This is a genomic window from Aurantimonas sp. A2-1-M11 (assembly GCF_036549475.1).
In the GTDB taxonomy this organism is placed as follows: domain Bacteria; phylum Pseudomonadota; class Alphaproteobacteria; order Rhizobiales; family Rhizobiaceae; genus Aurantimonas.
The window spans coordinates 7,228-30,136 of record NZ_JAZHLI010000040.1; the positions used below are offsets into that span (position 1 = coordinate 7,228).

22 protein-coding genes are annotated in these 22,909 nt (G+C 65.9%); 15 read left to right on the forward strand and 7 right to left on the reverse strand.

Annotated features, from left to right (window positions below; genetic code table 11):
- Positions 1–97: 97 nt before the first annotated feature.
- Positions 98–526 carry a L,D-transpeptidase gene (locus tag VQ042_RS16705; protein ID WP_331821317.1) on the reverse strand — a complete coding sequence of 143 codons (429 nt, stop codon included), beginning with the start codon at positions 524–526 and terminating at the stop codon, positions 98–100.
- Between the two features lie 287 nt (positions 527–813).
- Between VQ042_RS16705 and VQ042_RS16710 the strand changes: the two genes are divergently transcribed.
- The 4 genes from VQ042_RS16710 (at position 814) to VQ042_RS16725 (ending at position 6,348) form a co-directional block, all read left to right on the forward strand.
- On the forward strand, positions 814–2,799 hold the full coding sequence (locus VQ042_RS16710) for a putative bifunctional diguanylate cyclase/phosphodiesterase (RefSeq protein ID WP_331821319.1): 1,986 nt from the start codon (positions 814–816) through the stop codon (positions 2,797–2,799).
- 344 nt (positions 2,800–3,143) lie between these two features.
- Entirely contained in the window at positions 3,144–4,142 is a 999-nt protein-coding gene (locus VQ042_RS16715; protein ID WP_331821320.1) for an ABC transporter substrate-binding protein, read from the forward strand.
- Positions 4,143–4,400: 258 nt separating this feature from the next.
- Positions 4,401–5,288 carry an ABC transporter permease gene (locus VQ042_RS16720; protein WP_331821321.1) on the forward strand — a complete coding sequence of 296 codons (888 nt, stop codon included), beginning with the start codon at positions 4,401–4,403 and terminating at the stop codon, positions 5,286–5,288.
- Positions 5,281–6,348 (forward strand): quaternary amine ABC transporter ATP-binding protein, encoded by a 1,068-nt coding sequence (locus VQ042_RS16725; protein WP_331821322.1) that lies wholly within the window; start codon positions 5,281–5,283, stop codon positions 6,346–6,348. The genes VQ042_RS16720 and VQ042_RS16725 overlap by 8 nt, the downstream gene beginning before the upstream one ends.
- A 129-nt stretch (positions 6,349–6,477) precedes the next feature.
- Here VQ042_RS16725 and VQ042_RS16730 read toward each other — a convergent pair whose 3' ends face one another.
- Positions 6,478–6,684 carry a hypothetical protein gene (locus VQ042_RS16730; protein WP_331821323.1) on the reverse strand — a complete coding sequence of 69 codons (207 nt, stop codon included), beginning with the start codon at positions 6,682–6,684 and terminating at the stop codon, positions 6,478–6,480.
- Positions 6,685–7,103: 419 nt separating this feature from the next.
- Between VQ042_RS16730 and bmt the strand changes: the two genes are divergently transcribed.
- A complete protein-coding gene (gene bmt, locus VQ042_RS16735; RefSeq protein ID WP_331821325.1) occupies positions 7,104–8,111 on the forward strand; it encodes a betaine--homocysteine S-methyltransferase in 1,008 nt (335 codons plus the stop codon).
- A 258-nt stretch (positions 8,112–8,369) separates the two neighbouring features.
- On the opposite strand, the gene VQ042_RS16740 is transcribed toward bmt, so the two are convergent.
- The gene (locus VQ042_RS16740) at positions 8,370–9,038 is read right to left on the reverse strand and encodes an adenylate/guanylate cyclase domain-containing protein (RefSeq protein WP_442880105.1); all 669 of its coding nucleotides are present in this window, start codon (positions 9,036–9,038) and stop codon (positions 8,370–8,372) included.
- A gap of 360 nt (positions 9,039–9,398) precedes the next feature.
- A complete protein-coding gene (locus VQ042_RS16745; RefSeq protein ID WP_331821327.1) occupies positions 9,399–10,982 on the reverse strand; it encodes a trimethylamine methyltransferase family protein in 1,584 nt (527 codons plus the stop codon).
- Between the two features lie 339 nt (positions 10,983–11,321).
- On the opposite strand from VQ042_RS16745, the gene VQ042_RS16750 reads away from it, so the two are divergent.
- Complete coding sequence (locus VQ042_RS16750; protein ID WP_331821329.1) at positions 11,322–12,014, forward strand: corrinoid protein; 693 nt, start codon at positions 11,322–11,324, stop codon at positions 12,012–12,014.
- Positions 12,015–12,114: 100 nt separating this feature from the next.
- Here the strand turns inward: VQ042_RS16750 and VQ042_RS16755 are convergent, their stop codons facing one another.
- Positions 12,115–12,261: a hypothetical protein gene (locus tag VQ042_RS16755; protein ID WP_331821331.1), complete on the reverse strand. Its 147-nt coding sequence runs from the start codon at positions 12,259–12,261 to the stop codon at positions 12,115–12,117.
- A gap of 132 nt (positions 12,262–12,393) precedes the next feature.
- Here VQ042_RS16755 and VQ042_RS16760 point away from each other — a divergent pair, with 132 nt between their 5' ends.
- From VQ042_RS16760 to VQ042_RS16800, 9 genes are all read left to right on the forward strand, one after another.
- Positions 12,394–13,032 carry a DUF1638 domain-containing protein gene (locus VQ042_RS16760; RefSeq protein ID WP_442880107.1) on the forward strand — a complete coding sequence of 213 codons (639 nt, stop codon included), beginning with the start codon at positions 12,394–12,396 and terminating at the stop codon, positions 13,030–13,032.
- Positions 13,033–13,306: 274 nt separating this feature from the next.
- A complete protein-coding gene (locus VQ042_RS16765) occupies positions 13,307–13,951 on the forward strand; it encodes an exopolysaccharide biosynthesis protein (RefSeq protein WP_331821333.1) in 645 nt (214 codons plus the stop codon).
- Between the two features lie 154 nt (positions 13,952–14,105).
- A complete protein-coding gene (locus VQ042_RS16770; protein ID WP_331821335.1) occupies positions 14,106–14,405 on the forward strand; it encodes a virulence factor in 300 nt (99 codons plus the stop codon).
- Entirely contained in the window at positions 14,402–15,310 is a 909-nt protein-coding gene (locus VQ042_RS16775; protein ID WP_331821337.1) for a methylenetetrahydrofolate reductase, read from the forward strand. The genes VQ042_RS16770 and VQ042_RS16775 overlap by 4 nt, the downstream gene beginning before the upstream one ends.
- A gap of 41 nt (positions 15,311–15,351) precedes the next feature.
- Positions 15,352–16,311: a dihydropteroate synthase gene (locus VQ042_RS16780; RefSeq protein ID WP_331821339.1), complete on the forward strand. Its 960-nt coding sequence runs from the start codon at positions 15,352–15,354 to the stop codon at positions 16,309–16,311.
- Between the two features lie 147 nt (positions 16,312–16,458).
- Complete coding sequence (locus VQ042_RS16785) at positions 16,459–16,818, forward strand: hypothetical protein (protein ID WP_331821341.1); 360 nt, start codon at positions 16,459–16,461, stop codon at positions 16,816–16,818.
- 25 nt (positions 16,819–16,843) lie between these two features.
- The gene (locus tag VQ042_RS16790) at positions 16,844–19,096 is read left to right on the forward strand and encodes an ASKHA domain-containing protein (RefSeq protein ID WP_331821342.1); all 2,253 of its coding nucleotides are present in this window, start codon (positions 16,844–16,846) and stop codon (positions 19,094–19,096) included.
- A 150-nt stretch (positions 19,097–19,246) separates the two neighbouring features.
- Entirely contained in the window at positions 19,247–19,678 is a 432-nt protein-coding gene (locus VQ042_RS16795) for a DUF6481 family protein (protein WP_331821343.1), read from the forward strand.
- 243 nt (positions 19,679–19,921) lie between these two features.
- Positions 19,922–20,860, forward strand: a complete 939-nt coding sequence (locus VQ042_RS16800) for a GlxA family transcriptional regulator (RefSeq protein WP_331821364.1) — start codon at positions 19,922–19,924, stop codon at positions 20,858–20,860.
- A gap of 66 nt (positions 20,861–20,926) precedes the next feature.
- Here VQ042_RS16800 and VQ042_RS16805 read toward each other — a convergent pair whose 3' ends face one another.
- Together VQ042_RS16805 and VQ042_RS16810 are read right to left on the reverse strand one after the other, a co-directional pair.
- The gene (locus VQ042_RS16805) at positions 20,927–21,814 is read right to left on the reverse strand and encodes a DUF1194 domain-containing protein (RefSeq protein ID WP_331821345.1); all 888 of its coding nucleotides are present in this window, start codon (positions 21,812–21,814) and stop codon (positions 20,927–20,929) included.
- A gap of 144 nt (positions 21,815–21,958) precedes the next feature.
- Positions 21,959–22,663, reverse strand: a complete 705-nt coding sequence (locus VQ042_RS16810; protein WP_331821347.1) for a helix-turn-helix domain-containing protein — start codon at positions 22,661–22,663, stop codon at positions 21,959–21,961.
- Positions 22,664–22,909 lie beyond the last annotated feature (246 nt).

Here is a 22,909-nt window from a genome sequence, read left to right on the forward strand (position 1 = left end):
GTAGGCCCTCGTGCGTCCGAGCGGACGCACGAGGGCCATTCCGGCAGATCGAACCAACGCCTCGTGCTGCGCCTTGGTCGCCGTTAAGGCTCGCGGGTCAGCGCTGGACGACGACGCGCGTATTGCCCATGCCGACTTTGCGCACCATCGAATAGAAGATCTTCGCATTGGCGGTGTGCAGGCGCACGCAGCCATGCGAGGCCGGCCGGCCGAGGCGGCTAACCGCACCGGTGCCATGGATGGCGTAGCCGCGATGGTAGAACACCGAATAGGGCATGGGCGACATGTCGTATTTCCGCGAATACCACATTCGGTGGATACGCTTGGCGCGCCAGCTCCCCGTGGGCGTGACATAGCCTTTTCGCGCCGTCGAGACCGGCCAGCGATACACGACGCGGCCATTGTTGATGACTGTCATCGTCTGCGAGGACAGGTCCACCTTGGCGACAAGGTGGGCCGACGCACTAGACATGCCGCAGCCGAGGACGCTCGCGATCAGGACGAACGCAGCAAGTAGTTTACGCATGTGACGGACTCCAACCCCAAGAAACCACAATGCCGCCGCAGAAAAACCTATTTTCAATTCTGCTGTCAGGTCAACTGTCAAAAACGTGAACAGATTAACGCCCGGCAAAATCGCCGGAATGACTCGCTCTATTGGGAACTGTCCCGTCCTCGGAGACAAGTCGGGTGCTCGTCCGCATGCCGGCTGCGGGACATCCGCTTATTTGGCCCGGACCGATTGCAACCCGCGTTCCATAAATCTTTACGTCTAGCCCATACGGTCGCAGTGAAATTGGCGCGGAATGGGCGATGGTGCTCTTCTTTCAAAAGAACGGACTGACGGTACTCGGCGGCTTTGCAATCGCCGGCTTTGTCGTGTTCAGCGCCCTGTCAATCGGTGGTGCCACCGTCGGCGGTCTGATCGAGACCGAAATGCGCGCCAAGGGTCAGAACTTCGCCGGCCTCCTGACGCAGCCCGGCGGCAAGATCGACGCCTTCCTCACTGGCCTGTCCCGTGATCCCGATGCCGAGGCCGACGTCCGCAAGCTGGCCGATCTCGCCAGCATCGACAGCTTCGCGATCTTCGACCGCCGCGGCGATGAGGTCTACCGCTCCCGTTCGGACCGCTACCAATGGCTGCTGCGCGACCGCCCGGGTGGTATCCAGTCGGGCAGCCGGCTCTCCGAAAGCGTTCTGTCGAAGCAGGGTGACTGGCAGGTCGTCGAGGATGACGGTTTCACCAATCCAACGGTGATCACCCCTCTGGTGCGGGACGGCCGGACGATCGGCTACGTCTCACTGGTCGGCGACATGATCGCGAACCGGAGCGCCTACAAAGCGACCCTAGCATGGGCTTCAGGCATATTGCTGGTTCTGATTTTCTTCGCCACAGCGGTGCCGCTCCTTCTTTATATCCGCCGCAAGCGCAAGATCGCCGAGGCCGACGAGCGCATCGTCTTCCTGGCCAATCACGACGCCCTGACCAAGCTGCTCAACCGGCACCGCATGCAGGAGGAGAGCGACCGTGTGCTTGCCACCGTACGGGCAACGCGCGAACGCATGGCCTATCTCTATATCGACATCGACGAGATGGCCGAGATCAATGACCGGTTTGGCCAGGCGGCCGGCGACGAGATGCTGCGCGTGGTGGCCGACAGGCTGATCGCGTTGGTCGATCGCAACGACCTGCTCGCCCGCCTCGGGGCCGACGACTTCGCCATCCTGCAGCGCCGCGTCGCCTCCCAGGAAGACGTAGCCGCCCTGTGTAAACGCATCGTCGACGCGGTGACAGAGCCCGTCGAGATCGCCGGCACGACTCTGACGCCCAGCGTTTCCATCGGCTGCGCACTGGCGCCCATGGACGGGCGGACGCATTCCGAATTGGTCAAGCACGCCGAACTCGCGCATCTCCACCACAAGACCGACAAATCCCGCAATATGATCCATTTCGAGCCCTCGATGGACGAGGCAATGCACCATCGCCGGCATATCGAGGGCCTGGTGCGCAAGGCACTGGAAAACCAGAGCTTCGAATTGTTCTACCAGCCCATCGTCAATAGCGACGGCTCGAGGCTGCTCGGTTTGGAGGCCTTGATCCGCATGCGCGACGAAGAAGGCAACCAGATCTCTCCGGCTGTCTTCATCCCGATCGCCGAGGCACGCGGCTACATCAAGACCATCGGCACCTGGGTGATCCGCGAGGCCGTGCGCCAGATCGCGCAATGGCCCGAGCATTTGTTCGTCTCGGTCAATCTCAGCGCAGTGCAGTTCGGCGATGGCGACCTCCTGCAGATCGTCCAGTCGGCGCTTCACAAGGCCGGCGTCGACGGCAGCCGGCTCGAGATCGAGGTGGTCGAATCCCTGGTCCTGGAACGCTCGGAGGACATCCTGAAGCAGCTCCGGCAGCTCAAGGCGCTTGGCATTGCCATCGACATGGACGATTTCGGCACCGGCTATTCCTCGCTCGGCTATCTGTGGCGGTTCCCGTTCGACAAACTGAAGATCGACCAGTCCTTCATGGTCGCCTACGAGAACGGCGAGCCGAATGTGCCGCAGATCCTCGACACAATCGTCTCGATGGCGCACCACATGAAGATGAAGGTCACGGCCGAGGGCATCGAGACCCAGGAACAGGTCGACCTCCTGAAGAGCTTGGGATGCGACCAGTTGCAGGGCTACTTCTTCGGAAAGCCGATGCCGGCCGAACGGGTGGCCAGCGACGTGCTCGCCCGTTTCCGCGACGTGCCGGCATCTGTCCATACCCTGCCGCTCGCCCGGGCCCTGCACTCGCGCTGACGCCGGGAGGCATCGTCCTCCATTCCGCCTTCGCCGCCTTGCATCACATGCACAGGTGCCGCGGCAGCCAGTCGCTCCCCTGCCCGCATACCGCAAAAGCCGGCCGTTTTGATGCGGATTCGGCCTTCCGGCGCGGCGCCGCCTTGGCCCAGGAGTTGCCGGATTCTCAAAAACAGGTTGGAATTGGGGCCTCGGCAGTCTAGCGTCGACAGGAACCAATCAGAACAAGCCTGCCATCAGTCAGCAAAGGAGTGTATGCCCTCCCCGGTCGTACAATCTGAATAAGCTCGGGTCGGCAGTCTTCCATACGATACATGCCATGTTCAAAGCAGCAAGGAATACGAATGAAAACTCTTCTCGCCTCGACCTGTCTAGCAGCCACCCTGTATGGGTTCAGCGGCGTCGCCTCGGCGCAGGAAAACTGTGAACTGAGCGTGTCCAACATGAACTGGGCGTCCGCCGAGGTGCTGGCGGCGATCGACAAGATCATTCTGGAAGAGGGCTATGGCTGCACCGTGCGCCTCCTGCCCGGCGACACCATGCCGACCTTCGCCTCGATGACGGAGAAGCAGGAGCCCGACGTCGCGCCGGAGATGTGGGTCAACCAGTTTCGCGACCAGATCGACAAGGCGGCCGAGGAAGGCACCATCGAGTTCGGCGCCGAGGTACTGTCGGACGGCGGCGAGGAAGGCTGGTGGATCCCGACCTACTTTGCCGAGGCCCATCCCGAGATCAAGACGGTCGGCGACGCGATGGAGCATCCTGAGCTCTTCCCGTCTAACGAGGACCCGTCGAAGGGCGCCGTCTACAACTGCCCGGCCGGCTGGGGCTGCCAGATCACGACCGCCAACCTGTTCAGGGCCTATGACGGCGAGGAGAAGGGCTTTGTCCTGGTCGACACCGGTTCGGCCGCCGGTCTCGACGGATCGATCGCCAAGGCGCACGAGAACAAGGAGCCGTGGCTCGGCTATTACTGGGCCCCCACCGCGATCCTCGGCAAGTATCCGATGACGAAGCTCGCCTTCGACGCCGAGCACGATCCGAAGGAATGGGCGGACTGCACCACCCAGGTGGATTGCGCCGACCCGAAGATCAACGCGTGGACCAAGTCCGAAGTCTTCACCGTCGTGACGCCTAAGGTGAAGGAGCAGTCGGCTGACGTCGCCGCCTATTTCGAGACCCGCGCCTGGGGTAACGACACGGTCAACAAGCTCCTCGCCTGGAAGGAAGACCAGCAGGCGACCGGCGAGGACACCGCGTATTACTTCCTCGAGAACAACCCGGAAACGTGGACCGGCTGGGTCTCCGAGGACGCTGCCGAGAAGATCAAGTCGGCGCTCTGAGCAGGGCCCGGCCGACACCATCCTGACAGGCAGCCCGCCGGTGGCGACCCACCGGCGGGCTAAGCTCGGCCCTGTCCCGCATAGGTATCACCGGGTCCGGACTGACCGGCCGCTGCAGCACGTGGCAGGCCTTTGTCCCGCGACGTTCCGGTCAGGCTCGCGCTGTCCCGCCGCACCAACCAGCCCGACGCCTTGGAAAGACGTCCGCTTCCTGCCCGGATACCGTGATCCCGACACCATGCCAAGGAGACCTCGACTGTGGATTGGCTGACCGAATTTCCACAATTGGCGGGGCGAGACCTGCGCCTGATGTCGCGCACGATCGACCAGTATTACCGCTCCTTCTCGCGCGCCTATGGCGACACGATCGAGGCGATCTTCCGGCCGCTGCTCGATTTTCTCCTGTGGTTCGAACGCCTGCTGATCCAGACCCCATGGTGGATCGTCATCCTGGCGATCGTCGCCATCGTCTGGCTCGCCAGCCGCTCCAAGGGGATTACTGCCGGCACCTTCGTGGCGCTGATGCTGATCGGCGTGTTCGGCATGTGGGAAGACACCATGCGGACGCTGTCGATCATCGTCGTCTGCACGCTGCTGTCGATCGTAATCGGCATGCCGATCGGCATCGTGATGTCGCGCTCCAACAAGGTGCAGGCGGTCATCAATCCGATCCTCGACGTGATGCAGACGATGCCCTCCTTCGTCTATCTCATCCCGATCGTCATGCTGCTCGGCATCGGCTTGATCCCGGGCTTGCTGGTCGTGGTGATCTACGCCATGCCGCCGATCATCCGCCTGACCAATCTGGGGATCCGGCTGGTCGACAAGGAAGTGCTGGAAGCGGCGAACGCCTTCGGCTCGTCCGGATGGCAGAAGCTGACCAAGGTCCAGCTTCCGCTCGCGCTGCCGACAATCATGGCCGGCATCAACCAGACCATTATGATGGCCCTGGCCATGGTCGTCGTCGCCTCGCTGATCGGCGTGCGCGGTCTCGGCCAGCCGGTGCTGCAGGCCATCACCAATCAGTATTTCACGCAGGGCGTCCTGAACGGCCTGGCCATCGTCGCCATCGCGATCATCTTCGACCGCACCAGCCAGGCCTACGGCAAGCGCCTGCAGCGTCACCGGGAGGCCGCCCATGGCTGACGACGTCGCCATCACGATCCGCAATCTCTACAAGATCTTCGGCCCAGACGACAAAACGATGGTGGAACTGGTTCGTCAGGGCATGTCGAAGACCGAGCTTCTCGCCGAGCACAGCCACGTGCTCGGGCTGAAGGACATCAACATGGATATCCCGGCCTCGGGCATCCAGGTGGTGATGGGGCTCTCCGGCTCGGGCAAGTCCACCCTGATCCGCCACATCAACCGGCTGATCGAGCCGTCTTCCGGCGAGATTCTCATCGACGGCGAGAACGTCCTGACGATGTCGGACGTCCGGCTACGCGACTTCCGTCGCCACAAGATCTCGATGGTCTTCCAGCGTTTCGGCCTCCTGCCCCACAAGACCGTCATCGACAATGTCGCCTACGGGCTGGAGGTGATGGGCAAGTCCAAGACGGAACAGCGCGATGGCGCCATGCGCTGGATCGAGCGCGTCGGGCTGAAGGGCTACGAGGACAATTATCCGGCCCAGTTGTCGGGGGGCATGCAGCAGCGCGTCGGACTGGCGCGCGCGCTCGCCACCGACGCCGACATCCTGCTCATGGACGAGGCCTTCTCCGCCCTCGACCCGCTGATCCGCACCGACATGCAGTCGGTGCTGCTCGACCTGCAGACCGAACTGCACAAGACGATCGTGTTCATCACCCACGATCTCGACGAGGCCCTGCGCCTCGGTGAACAGATCGCTATCCTGAGGGCCGGCGAGATCGTCCAGCAGGGCACCGCCCAGGACATCGTGCTGCGCCCGGCCGACGACTATATCTCGTCCTTCGTTCGCGAGGTGAACCGGGGCCGCGTGATCCGGGTCGAGACGGTGATGGAGCCGATGCCACCCGGCGCGGCCCCGCCGGGCGAAAGCGTGCCGATCGCGCGCGGAACGATCCTGGAGGAAGCCGCGCGCCGCATGGGCGGCGACGGCGTTACACACGCCCATGTGGTCAATGGCTCCGGCCGGCCTGAAGGCATGCTGACCATGCGCGGGCTCATGGCGGCGATGGTCACGCCGGTGCTCAAGGACGCGCTGGAAGCCGGCGACCTCTGACCTCTGTGGCATGGGCAACCACCGCGTCTGACCCTTGGTCAGGGGCGTGTGATCCACGACGGGAAGGCGGCTCCTGCGAGCCCTGTACTACAGATGCGGAGTTTGGCGTCGTGCGGCTGCCGCGACGGATCAGGCCGCGCGGTCCGTCAGCACCGGTCCACCGGAATGGCCGAACATCCGCTCGTAACATTCGGCCAGAAGGTCGAGGTCCACGGGAGCCTGGCGGATCAGCGCGTCCTCGATCCGGTGGCGGTCGTAGCCTTCGCGTGCCAAAGCGCGGATGGCGGCCGAGACGATGGCGGCATCGTCCAGTCGCGTCGGCAGTCTGTCGAACATGCACGTCCCCCTGCTTGTCATCCGTCGGACCGTGGTGCCGTCGGACCGGTGGTCCCCCATGCGCGGATGCGCGAACCACCGTAGATCAGTTACGAATCCAACCTTGCCGGAACTTTGTGGCAGGCAGGGCGTGGTGCACGGCAACCCCCCGATTCGCCGATGCGAGTGGCAGCCATGCCGTTGAAATATGGCCGTTCGAACACGGGCGCGCCGCTTTTCCCCAGGCAATGCGCCCCGACTTTGCAGGGTAGCGCTTGCGACCGAACGATGACGCGTTCGGACGATCATCGCCAACGGGGAGCGGGCATCAGCATCCCTGTCGGGCAGTTGCGCCGCGGGCCTCGCCCTGTGGGGTGCCGGGCCGCCATCACGATCAACCGGGCGCCGCCCGCGGCGCCGATACTGCCGGAGCCTCGCCGATGCCGCATTCGCTCAGCCAACTTCTCGATGCCAAGGGCGTTCTGCTCGCGGACGGCGCCACCGGCACCAACCTCTTCGAGGTCGGGCTGGAATCCGGCGAAGCCCCGGAGATGTGGCTTGAACGCCATCCCGAGCGAATCGCCGCCCTGCATCAGGCCTTCGTCGACAACGGCGCCGACATCATACTGAGCTGCTCCTTCGGCGCCAACCGGCACCGCCTGAAGCTGCACCAGGCCGAAGCCCGCACCCATGCGCTGAACAGGATCGCCGCCGAACTGGCGCGGGCGGTGGCCGACGCCGCCGGTCGCCCAGTCGTCGTCGGCGGGTCGGTGGGCCCGACGGGCGAACTCCTGCAGCCGCTGGGCGAACTGTCCTACGCGGACGCCGTGGCGGCGTTCCGCGAGCAGATTGCCGGCCTGAAGGACGGCGGCGTTGACGTGGTCTGGATCGAGACCATGTCGGCAGCCGAGGAAGTGCGGGCCGCGGCCGAGGCCGCCCTGGCTTGCGACATGCCCTATGTGGTCACCGGCTCCTTCGACAGCGCCGGCCGGACCATGATGGGCATCCACCCTTGTGACTTCCACAGGGCCGTCGATGGGCTGTCCGTGCGGCCGGTAGCCGTCGGCGCCAATTGCGGCGTCGGTGCCTCGGACACGCTGGCGACGGCATTGGAACTGGAGACGGGCTCGCCCGAGTCCGCCCTGGTCGTGAAGGCCAATTGCGGCATCCCGCGCTTCGTCGACGGCCAGACCGTCTATTCGGGAACACCGGAGCAGATGGCCGACTATGCGCGGCTGGCGATCGATGCGGGCGCCCGTATCATCGGTGGCTGCTGCGGGACTTCGCCGCACCATCTGGGCGCCATGCGGCACGCCATCGACACCCATGTCCGACGGCAGCGCCCGAGCGTCGCGGAGATCGTCGCCGCCGTCGGACCGCTGGTGAACAAGCCGGCCTCGTCCGCCGACCCGGCGGCGCGCACGGGACGCCGTCGCAACCGGGACTGAGCGTTCCTCGCGGCGCGGTGGTCAGGTGGTCAGGTGGTCAGGTGGTCAGGTGAAGCGAAGGATCTCGTTCGCCGGCAGCTTGGCGAGGCGGGTGATGCATCTGCCGCCGGACGAGATGCGATCGCCCCTTTCGGCCGGCTTGCGACAACGGACGATGCCGGAGCTCCTTGCAGGATCAGAACGCCAGCGGCTGGCGTCGCTTCAGGGATTCCACGGTCTAGGCCATGACGGTCTGCAGGCGAAGGCGTTCGACCTCGGTCAGCCGGTCGAGATCGAGGAAGATACGCGCACCGTCGGCATATTGTTGATCACGCTGGGCGTCGCCTCAAGCTCATTGTCGTAGACTCCCTCCACGACGTAAAGAATCACCTTGCGGCTGATGCACTTGAGCGAGATAGGCGCCAGCGGCCTCGCGCGCACGTCGCCCTCCATCTGGGCGTAGGTCTCGTAGCTCATCACGATGCCACCCGGCTCGGCGATCTGCTCGAACCGGGTGGCCAGGTTCGCCTCGGCTCCGATGATCGTGTAGTCAATGCGGTCGGCGCTGCCGAAATTGCCGACATTGCAGAAGCCGGTATTGATACCCGTCCGGGCCTGGAACGGCTTCTCGATGCCGCGGCGGCGCCATTCGGCATTGAGCTCCCCTATCCGCCGCTGCATGGCGATCGCCATGGCCAGGCAGGCTTGGCGTCCTCCCGCGCTCCCTTGGTCTCCGGATAGCCGAGAAAGGCGGGGATGGCATCGCCGATGAACTTGTCCACGGTGGCGCCGTACTCCTGCGCGACCTTCGACCGCGATCGTGCCGCTGTCGGGATTTGCTAGGACCCGGCGGACGACGTTGCGCGCGTAATAGCTGCGGATGTCGGTGATCATCGAATTGAGATTGTTGGCCTGCGCGCTCAGCGCCGTGTCCGACAGATGGCGCAAATCCAGCCAGACTGCTACGGGCAAAGCGCCAGCGCGGCCGCCACGGTCAACGCGAACCAGATCGCCCGGCCATCAGATGCCGAAGCAACGCGCCCATCCACCATTCCCCGAACGATCGCCGCAACTACAGCGGCAAACCACTGATTGTCTTTGCGCCATTTCCAGGCATGGAACGGGCGCCGCCTGCCTTCGCACGGGCCGAAACGGCCGGCCCGGCCGTCATGCGCTACGGAGATTCACCAAATAAACCGCCGTGCATCAGCGCTCGCTCCCGCCTCGCCAGACCGCGCGGTGGATCGTCCCGGCGATTCTCGACGCCGAACTGGCTTCCGGATAGGCGGTCGGTTCCGCCTCTCCCTTTCAGGCGAAGGCGTCGGCCTCCGCTGCCTTGCGCCGGGCCACGAAGGCCCTCAGCGTTTCGGCGATGGCCGGATCGAGCGCCGGCGCCTCGTAGGATTCCAGCCAGCGTCTGCAAAGCTGGCTGGCGCGGTTCTCCGCGCGCAGCGCGCCTTCCGCCGACCATTGCTCGAAGGAATTGTTGTCGGCGATGGCCGAACGATAGAAGGCCGTCTGGAAATTGTCCTGTGTGTGCTGGCAGCCAAGGAAATGGCTGCCGGGCCCGACCTCGCGGATCGCCGACATGGCCTGCCCGTTCTCCGACAGATCCACGCCCCGCGCGAAGGCCTGCATCATGCCGAGCTGGTCGCAATCCATCAGGAACTTCTCGAAGCAGACGGCGAGCCCGCCCTCCAGCCAACCGGCAGCATGGAGCACGAAATTGGTCCCGGCCAGAATGGTGGAGTTCAGCGTGTTCGCACTTTCATAGGCGGCCTGGGCATCGGGCAGCTTGGCGGCGCAGAGCGACCCGCCGGTGCGGAACGGCAGGCCGAGCCGGCGCGCCAGCTGCGCCGCACCGTAGGACACCAGCGCCGGCTCCGGCGTGCCGAAGGTCGGCGCCCCGGACTGCATGGAGATCGACGAGGCGAAGGTGCCGAAGACCACCGGCGCGCCCGGCCGGCAGAGCTGGGTAAAGGCGGCACCGGCGAGGACTTCGGCGAGAACCTGCGCCAGCGTGCCGGCGACCGTCACCGGGCTCATGGCACCGGCAAGGATGAAGGGCGTGACGATGGTCGCCTGGTTGGCGCGCGCATAGACCTTCAGGGCGCCGAGCATGGTGCCGTCGAAGGTCATCGGCGAATTGGCGTTGATCAGATTGATCACCACGCAGTTCTCGTCGACGAAGGCCTCCCCAAACAGGATGCGGCACATTTCGATCGTGTCCTGGGCCCGCTCCGGCGCGGTGACGGAGCCCATGAAGGGCTTGTCCGACAGCGTCATGTGCGCGAGCAGCATGTCGAGATGCCGCTTGTTGACCGGGATGTCCACCGGCTCGCACACGGTACCGCCGGAATGGTGCAGCGACGGCGCCATGTAGGCGAGCTTCACCAGATTGCGGAAATCCTCGATCGTGGCGTAGCGGCGCACGCCATCCAGGTCGCGCACGAAGGGCGGCCCGTAGACCGGCGCGAAGACCGTCGCCTTGCCGCCGATCACCACCGAATTGTCCGGGTTGCGCGCATGCTGGACGAAGGATCGCGGCGCGGTCCGCAGCAATTCGCGGCACAGGCCGCGGGGAAACCGCACCCGCTCCCCGGACACCTTTGCGCCCGCCGCCGTCCACATGTCCAGCGCTTCGGCATCGTCGCGGAACTCGATGCCGATCTCCTCAAGGATGAGGTCGGCATTCGCCTCGATGATGGCCAGGCCGGCCTCGTCCAGCAGCTCGTATTCCGGCACGTTGCGGCGGATATAACCAAGTTTCGTTCCCGAGGCGCTCTGGGTGCGTGCGGCGCGCCGGGCGGAGGCCCCGCCGCCTGTGCCGCGGCCGCGGCGACCGCCGTCGGACCGCGGAGCCTCGCTCAAATGTCCGGTCTCGTCGCTCATCAAGGGTCTCCGGCCGCATGGCAGCCTGCGCCAGTCTCGACGCTCGCGCGGGCGTGCAATCTGCCACCGATACTCGCACGCAGGCCGCCATCGCCGTCCCAATCGCGAAGGTGCATGACGCGGCGAGGACAATGACGGCCACCGACCCCGGCGTGCCAGAGGTTCGACCCTGTGCAGTTCCGCCGCCCAGACGTCGCTTTCGCAATGGGAGATGTCGCAGCAAAAGGATTGCCGGCCTGCATCTGCCCTAGAGTGAGGGGTACGGATGGACGTGGCGGCGTGGCCGCAAGACGTCGCGTCCGCGGCAGTTCCGGGTTCGACCCGCCGCGAGGTATGTGCATGGCCGATGCCGACGACATCATTCTGGCCGAACTGTCCGACGACGATCTCGTCGCCCAGATGAAGGACGATCTCTATGACGGCCTGCGCGAGGAGATCGAGGAGGGCACCCAGATCCTCCTCGAGCGCGGATGGACGCCCTACGACGTCCTGACCAGGGCGCTGGTCGGCGGCATGCAGATCGTCGGCGAGGATTTTCGCGACGGCATCCTGTTCGTGCCGGAAGTGCTGCTGTCGGCCAATGCCATGAAGGCCGGCATGACCATCCTGCGCCCGCTCCTTGCCGAGACCGGCGCGCCGAAGCAGGGTAAGATGGTCATCGGCACGGTGAAGGGCGACATTCACGACATCGGCAAGAACCTCGTCGGCATGATGATGGAGGGCGCCGGATTCGAGATCGTCGATCTCGGGATCAACATCGACGTCGACAAATATCTCGCGGCGATCGAGGACCACCAGCCGGAGTTTCTCGGCATGTCGGCTCTGCTGACGACGACCATGCCCTACATGAAGGTGGTGATCGACACGCTGGTCCAGAAAGGCATGCGCGACGACGTCATCGTGCTGGTCGGCGGCGCGCCGCTGAACGAGGATTTCGCCAATCAGGTCGGCGCCGACGCATACTGCCGCGATGCAGCGGTTACGGTGGAGACCGCCCGCCAGCTCATGGCCCGGCGGCACAACCAGCTGTGACGCTCTCTCCCTCCGCTGATCTAGCGCACCCGATTGCGGACATGAAAAAGGCGCGGCGACCAGAAGTCACCGCGCCTCGTCGATTCGATGTCCGCCGTGATTACCGGGCGACATCGTTCACGGCTGCCCCGGTGGCGTCGACGGTATTGCCGACATCGCGCCCGACGCCGCGGACCGTGTTGGCGCAGGCCGAAAGAACGAGCGCTCCGGCGAGAAGCGTGGACAGGATGGCAATGCGCTTGGTCATGCTGGGGTCTCCAGTTTGCAAATGTGTCCGGAAAACGATGAGGGGGCCTGCTGGTTCCCGACCCCCGGTGCTTTTTGGCAGGCATGGTGACTTTCAGGGCATAAGGCGATGATGGCCGCGCCCGAGACGTTCGTGCGCGACGCAGGTTCGGAGCCGGCAAATCTGGCCGCCGAATCTCTGACAGTGATCGCGTGCGGGGCAATTGCGCGAGAAATTCTGGCCGTCACGGCTGCGAACCGGCTCGTCCACGTCACGATCACTTGCCTGCCCGCCATCCTGCACAATGATCCGAAGGCCATCGCGCCGGCGGTCGAGGCCGCCATCATCGCGGCGCGCACAGGCGGCGCCGGCCGGATCTTCGTCGCCTATGCCGATTGCGGCACCGGCGGCCACCTCGATGCGGTCTGCGGTCGTCACGGCGTCGCGCGCATAGCCGGACCGCATTGCTATTCCTTTTTTGCCGGCAACGACCGCTTCGCGGCCGCGGCCGACGCGCAAATGACGACCTTTTGGCTTACCGACTTCCTGGCCCGCCAGTTCGACGCCTTTGTCGCCCGGCCGCTCAAGCTCGACCGGCATCCCGAGCTGATCCGCATGGTCTTCGGGCATTACGAGAAACTGGTGTATCTCGCCCAGACGGACGCGCCAGATCTCGATCGGCGCGCCAGCCGGATCGCGGCTCAGCTGGGCCTGACCTATGAGCGCCGCCTGGTCGGCTATGGCGACCTGACCGACGCCATCACCGCCGCGGCCGAGTCCCGCCGGCTATAATCGCCGGCCTCAGCCCCCGGCCGTCTGGCCTGTCCCGCCTTGCGGGCCCCGCGCCAAGCCGCATGGCGGCCCGGCCCCATGTGCCCTTCGCGATCGTCATCGGATGGTGTCTTGATCTTTGGAAGGAAAACTCCGATTTAACCCCTCAGAGGCACGCTGGATCGATTACGCCCGGTCGAGCGGCAACGTCGTCGTTCGCGGACCGTATCTCCCACGAGACGGCTTCGGCCGCATCATGAGCATTTTCGAAGTCCCCGTTCCCAGAGCGCCCTCCGTGTCACCTGCCGTCTTTTCCAATTTTCGACAGTCGCTCCGGCGACATGGCGCCAAGCGACCGAAGCGGATTTCGGCGATCCTACGCAGGTTCTCCCATCGGGACCGCGCCGGGACGACCATCGGCGAACTGTCCCAGGCATTCGACACTCGCTCCTTTGGCGCATTCTTCATCCTGTTCGGCGGGCTCAATCTCGTGCCGCTGCCACCCGGCGCGTCGCTCTTTCTCGGCCTACCGCTGGTGCTGTTCACGCTGCAGCTGGCCGTGGGCCGGCATCGCCTGTGGCTGCCGAACCGGATACGCAAGATCAAGATCACGTCGGAAATGCTGGGGCGCGTGATGACGCGCATCGGTCCGATGCTGCGCCGCATCGAACGGCTTGCCCGGCATCGCTACTGGCCCGAGCCGGAATGGATCCTGCTGTCCGGGATCGGCTGGTTCTGCTTCCTGATGTCGGTGCTGATCGCCATTCCGTTTCCGCTGACCAACATGTTCCCGGGGATCTCCGTCGCCATCGCCGGCATCGCGATCACGGCCCGCGACGGCCTCTGGCTGATCGCCTCGATCCTCGTCGGCATCGCCTCGACGATCTTCCTGATCAGCGTCTACGGTGCGGCAGCGCTCGCCGTCATGGGCCTCTTCTAGGTCCCGCAATCGTCCCGGCCATCGACGTTCCGGAACACACCACGCCACCATTCGTCTTGCCTCGGCCCGATGTCGCAAAGACATCGCGGGCCGTCGCGTCCGGCATATCCGCGGACGCCGGACCAGATCACAGTGGGGTCGTCGGAGGTGGCGGATGGCAGAACTTCAGATCGTCTACTGGCGTGACATTCCCGCCCAGATCGTCGTGCGGCAAGGGCGCAGATCCGCCCGCCGCGAACTGCCCCTGCGCTTCATCGAGGCCATCGACCGTTGCGCCATGGCAGTCGGTGCGAAGGACAGCGACGCTTATCTGGCCGAATGGCGCCGCGGCACTTCGCCCGCCGAAGTCGGCGACCTCGAAGCCGAGGCCGAGCGGCTGACTCGTGACATCGAGCAGCACTACGACGCCAAACGCCTCAGGGCGCTGGTTGCAAACGAGGGGCGCGAAGCATGAGAGCGACCGACCCCACCTCTCACTCCCGCCATCGAGCCATTCCCGCTTCCATCGAGGTCGCACCGCGCCAGGCGCTGGAATCGCTCGATCTGCCAGGCCTGTTTCCGTCCGGCACGAAGACGTATCTCTGCGATGTTGGCGTCGACACCGTGAAGGATTTCGTCCGCGCGGTCCGGCGGATCAGCGACCTCGGCTATGCGCCGGTGCCGCATGTTCCGGCCCGTCGCCTGCGCAGCCACGACGAGTTGCGCGACCGTATCCGCGCCTATGCCGAAGAAGGCGGCGCCAGCGACGTGCTGATCATCGGCGGCGGGCTGACGCGCCCGGCCGGGCCCTACAATTCGACGATGGAAATCCTGTCGACCGGCATCCTCGACCGCTACGGCTTCCGCGACATCGGCGTTGCCGGCCATCCGGAAGGCTCGCCGGACTTTTCCGCCGCTACCGCCGACGAGGCGCTTCGCCTGAAACGTGATTTTGGCCGGCGCAGCGGCGCGCGGCTGCGTATCGTCACGCAGTTCGGTTTCGATGCCGCCGTCTCGCTGCGCTGGGCGCAGGCGGTGCAGGCGGCCGGCATCGACCTGCCGATCCATCTGGGCGTCGCGGGACCTGCCAAGATCGCGACACTGATCCGCTTTGCGGCGGTTTGCGGCGTCGGCAATTCGATCTCGTTCCTGAAGAAGCGGCCGAGCGCCCTCACCGCTCTGGCCACCACCCATTCGCCGGAATCGGTGGCCGGTCCGGTCGAGCGCTGCTGGGCCGACACGCCGGACACGCTATTGCGGCAGATGCATGTGTTCCCCTTCGGCGGGATCACGGCCACGGCAGAATGGCTCTATGGGCGCGGGTCTTGGCCCGAAGCGAGCGCCGGCCAGACACTGCCGAGCGCGCGCCAGCACGCCTGACACGCACGACCGCGGGGCGCGACTTATGGAGGGGACCCGGCATGACACGCACCATCGTCGCATCGGCCAGCCGCGAGGTCGTGATCGGCTTCGACCAGCCCTTCTGCGTCATCGGGGAGCGCATCAATCCCACCGGCCGCAAGACCCTCGCCGCCGAAATGGTCGCGGGCAATTTCGACACGGTGACCCGGGACGTACTGGCCCAGGTCGCCGCCGGAGCCACCATGCTCGACGTCAATGCCGGGGTGACCGCCGTCGATCCCAATGCTTCCGAACCGCCGCTGCTGGTCGAGACGATCCGCCTCGTCCAGAGCCTGACCGACCTGCCCATCTCGATTGATTCCTCGGTGTCATCGGCGCTCAGCGCCGCCCTTGCGGTCACCAATGGGCGGCCCCTGGTCAATTCGGTGACGGGAGAGCTCGAAAAGCTCGAGGTGATCCTGCCGCTGATCCGCAAGCACGACGTGCCGGTCGTGGCCATCTCCAACGACGAGACCGGCATCTCCGAAGACCCCGACGTCCGTTTCGAGGTGGCCAAGCGGATCGTCCGCCACGCGGCTGATTACGGCATCCGGGCCTGCGACATCGTCGTGGATCCGCTGGTCATGCCGGTCGGCGCGATGGGAACCGCCGGTCGTCAGGTCTTCACGCTGATCCGCCGGCTTCGCGAGGAACTCGGCGTCAATACCATCTGCGGGGCCTCCAACATCTCCTTCGGCCTGCCCCATCGGCACGCCATCAACGCCGCCTTCCTGCCGATGGCAATCGCCGCGGGCATGACATCGGCGATCATGAATCCGTGCCGGCCGCAGGAGATGGAAGCGGTGCGCGCCGCCAATGTTCTGATGGGCAACGATTCGTCCTGCGGCGAGTGGATCCGCCATTACCGCGAGGCGGCCCCGGCGGGATCGGCCGGCGGGTGGGAAGCGGCCCCAACGGCCTCGACCGGGGTGGCCGGTCGGCGCCGCGGCGGGCGCGAAGGCCGCAGGGCCGCCCCATGACGCCGGCCGCCGCATATCGTTGGGCGACATATCGTTGGATTGTGCCGCAGCATCGCTTTTTGCAGGTGCGAAATAAAGCTAGGGATGCGTCGACCTTTTCGCCGTCCGACGCGTTTGGGAAGGACTACAGAACAAGGAATACCCTGCATGACCCGCGGCAAACCGATCCCCTCGTCCTTCTTCCACGCACCCAAGACCGCGGCGGAGCTGACGACCCTCATGGTGATGTCGCCCTTCGTCATCGGCACGCGTCTGACCCAGTTCTGGATATCGGCCGCCTCGCCGCAGGCCAAGGATCGCGACGAGGTCTCCCGGATGGTCAGCGAGAAGATGCAGGCCGCCAGCGAATCCATGATGGCGATGAACCTGGCGGCAATCGAAGCGATGACCTCTGCCGCAGTCACCGGCTCCGGCCGCAGCAGCAATCACGGCGACACCATCCTGTCTGCCGGCCTGAAGCCCTATTCCCAGCGCGTGCGCGCCAACCGAAAGCGCCTCGCGAAGTAAACGTCGCTTCGACTTTGAGGCGCCGATGACGGCAGGCGTCGATCCCCTCGTGCTGTTCATGCCGTCGGGCCGGCGGGGCCATTTCGCCCGCGGCACCCCCGTGATCGAGGCGGCTCGCTCGCTCGGCGTCCATGTGGAGAGCGTCTGCGGCGGACGCGGCATCTGCGGGCGCTGCCAGATCGAGGTTGCCGAAGGCGTTTTCGCCAAGCACCGGATCGTCTCGGCCGCCGATCACCTTTCGCCCTGGTCGGCCCGAGAAGCGCGCTATGCCGAAAAGCGTGCGCTCCAGCCCGGCCGCCGCCTCTCCTGCTCGGCGACCATCGAGGGCGATCTCGTCGTCGACCTGCCCACCGACATGGCGGTGAACCCGGCCGTCGTGCGGAAGGCGGTCGACACGCGCGAATTCCCCCGCGATCCGGCAATCCGGCTCCTCTATGTCGAGGTCGCCGAGCCCGACATGCACGCGCCGCTGGGCGATCTCGACCGGGTCTTCGCGGCGCTGGAACGCGACTGGGGCATCGCCGCGCCGATCGTCGATCCGGCGATCCTGCCTGAGGTGCAGGCGATCCTGCGCCGTGGGGGCTGGACCGTCACCTGCGCGATCGCCCGGGACCGCGACGACGAGCGCCCACGCCTGATGGGGCTGTATCCCGGCCTGAAGAACGAGGCCTACGGCATCGCGGTCGACATCGGCTCCACGACGATCGCGCTACATCTGTCCTCGCTCCTGTCCGGCGCCACCATCGCGTCCGCCGGCATGCCCAATCCGCAGATCCGCTTCGGCGAGGATCTGATGAGCCGCGTCTCCTATGTGATGATGAATCCGCAGGGGCGGCCGCAGATGACGGCCGCCGTCCGGGCTGCGATCCAGGGTCTGGTCGAACAGGTTGCGGCCGAGGCGCATATCGCGACCGCCGACATCATGGACTGCGTCTTCGTCGGCAATCCGATCATGCATCATCTGTTTCTCGGCATCGACCCGACCGAACTCGGCCAGGCGCCCTTCGCCCTGGCGGTGTCCGGGGCGGTCGCGGTGCCGGCGAGCGATCTCGGCCTGTCGCTCCATCCGGCGGCGCGCGCCTATCTCCTGCCCTGCATCGCCGGCCATGTCGGGGCCGACGCCGCTGCGGTCACCCTTGCGGAGGGGCCGCACCGGCAGGACGAGATGATGCTGATCGTCGATGTGGGCACCAATGCGGAGATCGTGCTCGGCAACAGCACGCGGCTGCTGGCGGCCTCCTCGCCCACCGGCCCGGCCTTCGAGGGTGCCGAGATTTCCAGCGGTCAGCGGGCGGCGCCGGGCGCGATCGAGCGCGTGCGCATCGATCCCGCGACGCTGGAGCCGCGCTTCAAGGTGATCGGCGTCGAAACATGGTCGCACGAGCCCGGCTTTGCAGAGGCCGCACGAGCCGTGGGCGTCACCGGCATCTGCGGCTCCGGCATCATCGAGGCCATCGCCGAAATGTTCCTCTCCGGCATCCTGAGCGAGGACGGCGCCATACTGGGGGCCCTCGCCGAGCGCTCGCCGCGCATCGTCCAGGACGGGCGGACCTTCGCCTATGTGCTGCACGAGACACCGGACCAGACGATCCGCATCCTGCAGACGGACATCCGCGCGATCCAGCTTGCCAAAGCGGCGCTTTATGCCGGCATCAAGCTCTTGATGGACAAATTCGCCGCCATGGCGGCGCCGGGCTCCCCTGCGCCGACGACCGAACGATCCGATGTCACGTACGCCATGCTGATCGACCTCGAACCGGCCGAGTTGTCAGTACTCGCCGACACGCTGTTCGCCGCGCAGGCCGGCCGTGCGGTTGCCCCCGAGCCGCCGTCGGCGTTAGCCGATCCCCCTCCTGCCGCCCCGATCCGCATCGACCGGATCGCGCTGGCCGGCGGCTTCGGCTCCTTCATCGAGCCGCGCTATGCGATGATCCTGGGGCTGGTGCCCGATTGCGACCTCGCTCGATGCGGCTCGGTCGGCAATGCCGCAGGCGCCGGTGCCCGCATGGCGCTGCTCAACCGGGCCTATCGCCGCGAGATCGAGGCGACGGTGCGACACATCACCAAGATCGAGACAGCACTCGAGCCCGACTTCCAGCGCCATTTCGTCGCCGCAATGGCGTTTCCGAACAAGCTCGACGCCTTTCCGGAACTGGCCAGGGTCCAGGTGCTTCCCAATCGCGGACCGGACGGTGCGCGCCTCGACAGCGGCAGCGGCGGGACCGTCGAGGTCCGCAGACGCCGCACCGGATTACGCTCGCGCGACCGCGAGGAGTGAACGACCGAGGGTCGGCGCCGTGCGACATAGGGCGCCGAACACGACGCCAGGGACCAATTTGTGCCCGGATTGGCAAGAAACGGCGAGAGAATCGCCCTTCGACCGTTGCGCTTAGACGCCGGGCGGCTTATCGAACAGGCATCCATAGCGATGACAGGCGACCCGAAATCCGCGCAGGCATTGCGCGGCGCCGTACCGACGACCACTGGTGATGATTTGAAGCCCAAGGATACCGATTTCGCCGAACGCCGTAATGCGGCTCGCGACGCCAAGCTGGCGCTGCTGCAGAAGGCCAAGGAGCGGCTGGAAAGCCCCGAGCACGAGCAGGCCAAGCAGGAACGCGCGGAGATCGCCGCGGCCCGCGACGAGCGGCTCGCCAAGAAGCGCGCCGAGGACGAGATCAAGGCCCGCGAGCAGGCCGCGATCGATGCGGAGGCCGAGGCCACCCGCGTTGCGGAGGAAGAAGCCCGCAAGGCCGAGAAGGACCGCCCGCTGGCGCAGATGGTCGCCGACGAGGCCGCCAAGAAGGCCGAGCGCGACGCGCGCTATGCCGCCCGCAAGGCGCGCAAGGGCAAGAAGTAGCACTGTCGCATAGCCGGCGGCTGGCGGTCTGAATTCGCCAGCCTCCTCCGCCTTGCGAAACCCATCATTCCGCTCCACCTTGGGCTGCGCGCGCCATGCGCGAATGGCCCTTGATGCGGAGCGGGCGGTATGGGCTCAGGAAATGCGGCCGGCCTGATCGACACGCCCCGGCACGTCTCGCCGGACAGGCCGGGCGCCGGTCCGAAGCGGACCATCGTGTTCCTGCTCGTCCCCAATTTCTCGATGATTGCCTTTGCGACCGCCATCGAGCCGTTGCGGATTGCCAATCGCGTCGTCGGCCGCGAGGTCTATCGCTGGCGTCTGGTCTCGCCCGACGGCCAGCCCGCCCGCGCGTCGAACGGTGTCGAGGTGGCGGTGACGTCGTCCGTCGAGACCGAGCGCAGGGCGCTCCTCGCCGAGCACCGGCCCTCGATGGTGTTCGCCTGTTCCGGCGTGTTCGTCGAGGCTTTCACGGACAAGACCAGCTTTTCCTATCTGCGTGAATGTCACCAGCGCGGTATTAGCGTCGGCGGGCTGTGCACTGGCGCCTGGATCTTGGCCCGTGCCGGCCTTCTGGCTGACCGGCGCTGTGCCATCCACTGGGAAAACTTGCCCGGCTTCACCGAGGCGTTCCCGCGGGTCGACGCCTATGCCGATCTCTACGAGATAGACCACAACATCTACACCTGCGCCGGCGGCACGGCCGCGCTCGACATGATGCTGACGCTGATCGGCGAGGATCTGGGCGAGGAGGTGGTCAACCGCGTCTGCGAGCAGGCGCTGACCGACCGCGTCCGCGGCTCCCAAGACCGCCAGCGGCTGCCCTTGCGGGCCCGGCTCGGCGTGCAGCATTCGAAAGTTCTGCAGGTCATAGAGATCATGGAAGCCAATCTCGCCGACCCGCTGTCGCTGGTCGAGATCGCTCATCATGTCGGCCTGTCGCGCCGTCAGGTGGAGCGGCTGTTCCATCGGGAGATGGGCCGCTCGCCGGCCCGCTACTATCTGGAGATCCGGCTGGACCGGGCGCGCCACCTGCTCCTGCAGTCGCAACTGCCCATCGTCGAGATCGCGGTGGCCAGCGGCTTCGTCTCCGCGTCGCATTTTTCCAAATGCTATCGTGAGCTCTATTCGCGCTCGCCCCAGCAGGAACGCGCAACACGCTCGGTGCTCGCGCCCGCCTGACGTGAGGCCGTGCCGGCACATCCGTGACGCGTTCGGACGAATGACACGTTCGCGGCGCGAATCGGGTCAGAAATCCTCCATCCAGCGGCGCTGGCGGTCCTGCCACATGCGCTCGCCGATCAGGCAGTCGGGCGCGGCGGCGGCTTGTGCGCGCATGAGCGGGGCGTCGTCGGCCCGGCTAGTCGGCCAGCTATCGGCCAACTCCATCACCAGCTTGCGGCGTACGGCATCAGGGAATTGCGACCAGTCGTTCACCGGGATCATGAACGATCCCGGACCGCCGATCACGCATTCGGCGTAATAGAGATCGAGATCGGGGATCGCGCCCCAGGAGCTGTAACCGCCAGACGTCATCAGCGGAAGCCCGTTGATGACGATGCCCCGGGCCACGGCGGCATCGCGGGCATCGGTGACCATGCGGCCCTGATTGTTCGGCCCGTCTCCGGAGATATCGATGACCCGTCGCAGGCCGTCGAAGCCATTGCCCTCGAACAGCGGGGCGGCGAAATCGATGGCCGACGCGATCGACGTGCGGCGCTCGCGATCGGGCTCCTCGGTCTGCAGCCGGTAAGCGAAGCCGTCGGCCGCCTCGCGGGACTCGATCAGCATCCACGGCACGACGACGGCCTGCGACATGGTGCCAGCCCATTCGATGTAGGACACGGCGACGCGGCCATGCGGCCCGCCCATGATCGCCTTCTGGACGTCCTCGCTGCGGAAAGCGGCGGCATAGCCGGCCCGCTGGATCTCCTGCTCGCCGCGATCCATCGACCAGGAGACGTCGACGGCCAGGATGAGCTCGGCGTCGACCTGGACGCCCCTGTCTCGGCTGCTGCCAGTGGTGGCGCCGAGGTCCCGCAAACCGCGCCCCTGCCCGTCGGCCGTTGCATGGCCGGTCAGCGCCGGCAGGACGACCATCACGGCCGACAGGAGGGCAAGGATGCGGTATCCCATTGGGCAAGCGTCTCGCCGGATGGACTGCCACGCAATTCACAATACCGTCACCCGGAGGCGCCACCCAGTTCCGCCGCAGCGGCGGCAACCGGCGCGATGGCCGACCCGCACCCAGCCTGCCGTCCGGCTCGTGGCAGTTCAGACTCAATCGTTCAAAGCCTTCAGGGCATGGGCGTCAAGAAGGACCAGATGGCGGGTCGACGACAGGGCGATCAGCCCGTCGCGCTCGAACTGGGACAGGGTCCGCGAGACGGTCTCGATGGTCAGGCCCAGATAGTCGGCAATGTCCTGGCGGGTCATGGCGAGCTGGACGACAGTCTCATCCCCGTCCCGGCCGGCCATCCCGAGGAGAAAGGCGGCCACCCGCTGGGCGGCACTGCGCCGTCCGAGCAGCAGCGCATGATGCTGCGCACGCTCCAGGCACTGCATGGCGAAGTTGAACACTTGCGGCGCGAGCTGCTCACTCTGGGCGACCATGTGCTGAATGCCGCGCCAGCGATAGGCGACAACGGTGCAGTCCGAGACGGCCTCCGCCGACAGATTGTGCGCCACGCCGAGTTCCAACCCGAAAATATCGCCGGCGGCATGGAAGCCTTCGATCTGGCGTCGGCCGTCGCTCAGGAACTTGCAGGTACGAACGACACCGCTGACGACCTTGTAGAAGGACTGGACCTCTTCGCATTCGGCGTAGATTTCGCTGTCCTGGACGAAGTTCAGCACTTGTCCGGCAATCCCAACCCCGGCGGTCTCCGACCGCGGGGTGGTCTCGCGAAAGGCCCGCATGGGCTTCGCCGGGACGGGGCCCGCCGTGCGTACCCGATCGATGGCTGTTGCCAGAGCCGTGGTCATGGAAACCCTCCTGATGCCTGCGAGTCGATGACCCTTTCTAGCGACGCGTAGGAGGGCGCAGAATTCGGTTTGCTCCTAAGGGTTTTTACGTAGGTGGATTCCGGTGCGCCTCAGTGTCAATCGAGCTATGGGCGGGAATGGGTAACGCCGCGGGTCAGGCGTCATGGAGATCGCCCGTCGCGTGATTGCGACACCGTCGATGAAATTGACGCGCGATAGCCATCGGCGAGCGATTCGCCCCTCCAA